This window comes from Micromonospora sp. NPDC049580 (assembly GCF_040675595.1).
Lineage (GTDB): Bacteria > Actinomycetota > Actinomycetes > Mycobacteriales > Micromonosporaceae > Micromonospora.
Genome location: NZ_JBFAPG010000418.1, coordinates 1 through 5,646 on the forward strand (window position 1 = coordinate 1; position 5,646 = coordinate 5,646).

6 protein-coding genes are annotated in these 5,646 nt (G+C 68.0%); 3 read left to right on the forward strand and 3 right to left on the reverse strand.

What is annotated here, in order from left to right:
- Positions 1–127 precede the first annotated feature (127 nt).
- Positions 128–946 carry a pyrroline-5-carboxylate reductase gene (gene proC / locus AB0J68_RS25680; RefSeq protein ID WP_354858227.1) on the forward strand — a complete coding sequence of 273 codons (819 nt, stop codon included), beginning with the start codon at positions 128–130 and terminating at the stop codon, positions 944–946.
- A gap of 197 nt (positions 947–1,143) precedes the next feature.
- A complete protein-coding gene (locus AB0J68_RS25685; RefSeq protein ID WP_355134929.1) occupies positions 1,144–1,773 on the forward strand; it encodes an SLATT domain-containing protein in 630 nt (209 codons plus the stop codon).
- Here the strand turns inward: AB0J68_RS25685 and AB0J68_RS25690 are convergent.
- Both AB0J68_RS25690 and AB0J68_RS25695 read right to left on the reverse strand, forming a co-directional pair.
- Positions 1,731–2,657, reverse strand: coding sequence for an HAD-IA family hydrolase (locus tag AB0J68_RS25690; RefSeq protein WP_355066896.1), 927 nt, complete (start codon positions 2,655–2,657; stop codon positions 1,731–1,733). The two genes, AB0J68_RS25685 and AB0J68_RS25690, sit on opposite strands and share 43 nt — an antisense overlap.
- On the reverse strand, positions 2,654–4,342 hold the full coding sequence (locus AB0J68_RS25695; RefSeq protein ID WP_355066895.1) for a metallophosphoesterase: 1,689 nt from the start codon (positions 4,340–4,342) through the stop codon (positions 2,654–2,656). The genes AB0J68_RS25690 and AB0J68_RS25695 overlap by 4 nt, the downstream gene beginning before the upstream one ends.
- 356 nt (positions 4,343–4,698) lie before the next feature.
- Between AB0J68_RS25695 and AB0J68_RS25700 the strand changes: the two genes are divergently transcribed.
- The gene (locus AB0J68_RS25700; protein ID WP_234586913.1) at positions 4,699–5,049 is read left to right on the forward strand and encodes a DUF2203 domain-containing protein; all 351 of its coding nucleotides are present in this window, start codon (positions 4,699–4,701) and stop codon (positions 5,047–5,049) included.
- A 113-nt stretch (positions 5,050–5,162) separates the two neighbouring features.
- Here AB0J68_RS25700 and AB0J68_RS25705 read toward each other — a convergent pair.
- Positions 5,163–5,646 (reverse strand): class F sortase (locus tag AB0J68_RS25705; protein WP_363940746.1); only part of this gene is annotated, 484 nt, incomplete at its 5' end.

The window sequence follows — 5,646 nt, forward strand, 5'->3', positions numbered from 1 at the left end:
CGGCAGCTGATCGACGGTAGGCGGCGCGGCGGGCCACGGGGCCGGCCGCGCCGCGACCCGACGTTCGGCGGCGTATCGGGCCCACCGCCCGCCACGCCGCGACCCGACGCGAGGGGGTACGGCCGAGATGTCAGCCGAGGTGCACACGGTCGCGGTGATCGGCGCGGGCAAGATCGGTGAGCTGATGCTCTCCGGGCTGCTGCGCTCCGGATGGCCGGTGGAGCGGCTGCTCGCCACCGCCCGCCGACCGGCCCGCGCCGAGGAGTTGACCGCCCGCTACGGCGTCCGGGTGGTCGACAACCTGGCCGCCGTCGACGAGGCGGCCGTGCTCGCGGTCTCGGTCAAGCCACAGGACGCCGCCGCGCTGCTGGACGAGATCGGCCCCAAGGTGCCCGCCGACAAGCTGGTCATCTCGCTCTGCGCCGGCCTGCCCACCAGCTTCTTCAACCGCCGACTGCCCGACGGCACCCCGGTGGTCCGCGTCATGACCAACACCCCGGCGCTGGTCGACCAGGCGATGACGGCCATCTCGGCGGGCGCGTACGCCACCGGGGAACACCTCGCCCTGGCCGAGGAGATGTTCAAGCCCCTCGGCCAGACGATCCGGGTGCCCGAGTCCCAGCAGGACGCGGTCACGGCGCTCTCCGGCTCCGGCCCGGCCTACTTCTACCTGCTGGTCGAAGCCATGATCGACGCCGGGATCCTGCTCGGACTGCCCCGGCAGGTGGCGCACGAGCTGATCGTGCAGACCGCGATCGGCTCCGCCGTGATGCTGCGCGACTCCGGTGAGCACCCGGTCAAGCTGCGCGAGGCGGTCACGTCGCCGGCCGGCACCACCATCTCCGCGATCCGCGAGCTGGAGAAGCACGGCGTACGCGCGGCGCTGCTCGCCGCGCTGGAGGCCGCCCGGGACCGCGCCCGCGAACTGGCCGCCCAGGCCGACTGACTTCCGCCCGTCACCGGAGCGGTGTTTGCTCTTGAGCGCCGTGCCCTGGCGGTGCAGGCTGTCGGTATGCGGCGAGAGTGTCCTTCGATTCTCGATCTGACGTTTGTACGCGGCTCTCGCCGTTTGCCGCGGTCGGAGGAGTCGTGGTAACCGGCAACGGCCACGTCCGTGAAGTACATCGTGTCCCCCGCCGAGACATGACTATCCGGCCGTTCCCTGTCCTGGCCGCGGAGCAGCAGCCGGAGGTTGTCCTGCAACGCCTGCGTGAGTGGGCGGAGGGTCAGGCTGAGGATTGGGTCGCCTGGTACCTGCGTGACAAGGCGATCCGCCGCACAGCTTCCCGCATTCTGCGCGGTTGTGTCATCCTGCTGGGAATCGCCGGAGGTGTCGTACCACTCGTCAGCGCGGCCAGCGCCGGCCGGGGCGCCAGCTGGGGATACGTCCTCCTCGCCATGGCGGGCGGCTGTCTGGCATTCGATCACTTCTTTGGGCTGTCGTCCGCCTGGATGCGGGATATCGCCACCGTGCAGGCGCTTCAGCGGGCACTCACCGAGTTTAGGTTGGACTGGGCAACCGCAGACTTGAGTACCGCACGTGATGACGACGAGGTGGATCTGGCGGTACGACGCCGTGAGAAACTGATCCGCACGCTTGTGCTGCGCACAGCCGAGCTGGTCGAGGCGGAGACTGGCGAGTGGCTCAGCGAGTTTCGTAGCAACATTGGTGATCTGAACCGGCGAAGCGCGTGGTCCCCGTCAGCGACCCAGCCCGGCGCCGGGTTCGCTCATTCGGCGGACCCGGCTGCCCGGCAATTAGACGCCAACTGAGATCGCCGAGATCCTGGGTCAGCCGCGAATGTGTAGTGCCCAGGTAATTCGTGGAAGGCGTCCAACGTGACGTCAGGCCCAAAGCGGGTCAGGTCGTTACTCGTGTTTTCTGCGGCGGTGACGGCTGCGGGGTCCCAGTGGGACAGCGCGACCAGGTCACGCCAGAGCTCGGGGTCGTGGTGGGTGCCATAACGCGCCCACGCTGCGAGCATTCCCGCTCGTTTGGCCATTACGACGTCCTTGCTCAGGTTGTCACCCACATACAGGCAGCGGTTGGGCGGTACGCCGAGTTGCTCGGCGATCCGACGGGCGATGTCGGGGTTGGGCTTGCGCGCTGTCGGCGGAAGTACACGAACCTCGATCGCGGTAGGGGTCGATGGTCGATCGACGCCTAGAGGGTGCGGTGGTCCGATGAACCGAGGCGCGTAGATCGCTTCCAACATCGCTTCCAGCCCGAGCGCGCGTGCTCGGCTGCTGATGTTCACATCCTTGGCCTCCGTGTGGCCCACGATGCGGCAACCTGTCGACTTGATGGCCTGGAGGGTCCGTTCAACGTCCGCGTAGAGGCGAAGGTGGTGTCGTCGGACTTCGTTGAATGCGGCGAAGGCGGGCAGCAGGTACTCGTGTCGTGCCCGCTGGCTCATGCCGGGAAGGTGGCGCTCGACGGCGGTGGTCTCAAGCAGCGCGAACGGGTGCTCCGTGTTGCCGTGTTTGCGGTGTACGGCCTGGAGGTCGCCACGTAGCTCATCCTCGGACACGTCGAGGAGCTTTGCGGCCTCGGACACCATTGCTCGGACCGCAGGCACGAAGTAAGCGACCCAGTCGTACAACGTGTTGTCCATGTCGAGGATGAGAGCGTTCACCCGCGGGCGTCGGGCGGTCATGGAGAGACGACCTGCCAGGGAGCGATCTCCAGCCGGCCGTCTGTGCCAGTGGCCAAGGGTGCCCTCCAGGTCATGAAGCGTTCGAACGCGCCTTCGTGTTGACTCCGGTACATCTCCAACTCCACGACCGGGCCGGCCATCCTGATCAGGTTGAAGAAGTTACGCCGCCCGTCTGACGATTTCGAGCCGCTGCTTCCGCCGCCCACGATGTTGAAGCGCCCCAACTCCCAGCGCTCGTTGCTGTATTCCGGGAGATGGTACGCCTCGGCTCGCCAGACGAACGCGCGATGCTTGTGGCCGTGCACGACGAGATGTACCCCGTCGCGAGCGCCCATGCGCTGGATCCGGGGCGCATCGATGGCGATCCCAAAACCGGTGGCGTATTCATCGGACGACTCCAGGTCCTCGGTCAGCGCGAGGTGGTGGTGCAGCGCGAGTACTCGTAGGGCTGAGCCGGGACTCGACCAGGTCAGGGCGCTCGTCACCTCTCGATATGCGGATTCCTGCACACGGCCCATGCCTGCCAGGAACGACTGGCCCTGTTCCAGAGAGCTGGAGTTGACCGCAGCGACATCCACGAGGTTGCCGCCGGGGAAGACGAAGCGGCGGGCCATTGAGAGGTGGGGTGAAGCCGGGTAGCCATAGAGTGCTTTGAAGAAGTTCCGGTAGTTGGCGGTGGCCTCGGATGGCGCCACCTCAACCGGTGCTCCGTAGTCGTAGGAGTCACTGCGGGTCCACGCGATGTCATGGTTGCCGGGAATGACCACGAGATGCTCCATGCCCAGGCCGAGGAGTCCGTTGGTCAACTTGAAGAGGCCGGCTCGAGCCGCGTCGAACTCCTCACGGGCGGCGACGTAGGTGAGATCGCCCGTTACGAGAACCGCTCCGACTGATCGCTGGTGATGAGCGAGCGCGTTCGAAATTGCGTCAACCATGGTGGGGCGTGTCGCCCCGTCCTCGGTTTCCAGCCGCCACTGATGTTCGGGACGGAACCGGCCGGTCGCGTAGTGCGGATCGGTGAGGTGTAGCAGCCACGGCCCCGGACAGGCGATCGGCTCTGCGGACAGCGCGCCGTCCTCACGCTGCGACGCGGTCAGGAACCGTTCACTGGAATCGCCCGGCTGGGCCGACCGGATTTCCCAAATGGTGGTGTCCATCGCGCGCAGCTCGTCGGCGTCCAGAATCCGCTTGCCCACAAGCCGCTCCAACTGGCTCGCGGGGTGGTGCGGCAACGGCGGCGCCGAGGCGAACGAGAATTTCCCAAAGAACTCGATCGGCTCCTCAGCCAAGGCCACCAGCCGCAGCCAGCCCCGACTGTGCCGACTCGATCGGTAGTACGGAGGAACGCCATCCTGCTCGGCGGTGGGCGGACTGAGCGAAACATAGTTACCCAGATCGTCGGCCTGGGGGACGACTACCCGCTCCACGGATGCCGGATGGACGCTGCCCGTACCGGAGTGGAACAGTCCAATCAGCACCCGCTGCCCTGCGCGCGTCTCCTGTTCCAGAGCCCGCCATATCTCCAGCCGGCCAGGTTCGTTGGGCCGCTTCCACCATCCCCACCAGCACCACCCCCGCTCCTGCAGGACGGCACGATGCTCGGGCAGTGTGTCAGCGACCAGATCGCGGTAGCGGAACAAGAACCGAAGAGCTGGGGACGTGGTGGGGGACGAACCATCGCTCATGCCAGTGAGCCTCCGTTGCACCGACGGATTTCCCGAGAATGAAAGGCTGCTCCGCGAGGAGAACTCTGTATACCTGAGCGCAGCGGCAAGTGACACCCCTGTCCACGGCTCCCACACCCGCAGCCCTGCACTTTCCCGTTCAAGTCCCTTATGGAGCTTGTCGGATGTCCGAAGCTAGCCGGTACGGCTGCTGATAGGTGCCCGACGGGAGCTCTGGCAATGGTGGGACGGTGCGTACGCCTGCCAATGCTCGACGAGGGCTGCCGACAGGCATACAGTCTCAAGATCCACTTAAGGGAATTCTGATCTCATGCCTGGGGTGACCAGCGGCGCTATGTGACGGGCATACTGGCGACGTGTTCACACTCGCCCAGGCCCGGCACCTGGTGGCCACCCTGCAGCCGCGTGTCGATGAGCTGATCCGGCTCCGCGCCGACCTCGCCGAGCTGCGCGTCGACCTGGCCGACCACGGCGTCAGCGCGCTCGGCGGGCTGGCCGAGGTGAAGGGGCTGGAGGCCCGGCTGCACGCCGTCGTCGAGGAGCTGCACCAGCACGAGATCCAGGTCAAGGGCATCGCGCCGGTGCTGCTCGACTTTCCCGGCGAGCGGGCCGGCCGTGCGGTGCTCTGGTGCTGGCTGGAGGGCGACTCCGACGTGCGCTGGTACCACCGCGCCGAGTGCGGCTTCGCCGGCCGCCGCCCGGTCTGACGCCGGCCCGCCCGGTCTGACGCCGGCCCCGCCAGGCGATGATCGACTCGGGATCCGGGAATCCGGGGCATCGGGCCGAGCCGGACACCCCGACATCCCGCAAGCCGAGTTGATCAACCGTCGGCGATCGCGAACACCACCACGTTGTCCCGGTAGTGCCCGCGCCGCCGGTCGAAGTCGCCCCCGCAGGTGACGAGACGCAGCTCCGCCCCGGGCGTCGGGCCGTAGACCGCGGCCGTCGGGAACCGGTCCTTGCGGGTACGCAGCGACCCGGTCACCCGGAACGACAGCCACCGCCCGCCGCGCCACACCTGGACCCGGTCACCCGGGCGCAGCTCATCGAGCCGGGCGAAGACCGCCGGGCCGCTGCGCGAGTCCAGGTGCCCGGCGAGCACGGCCGGGCCGGTGTCGCCGGGTGCCGGGCCGCCGCCGTACCAGCCGGCCGTGTCGAACTCGGTCGGCGGAACGAGGACGCCGGCGCGGTCCAGGCCCAGCACCGTGAGCGCCGAGTCGACGCCGATGCGCGGCACGCGTACCCGCGTGGGTGGACCCTGTGGTCGCGGCGGCGCGGCCACGGACGGGCAGCCGTCGGCGCAG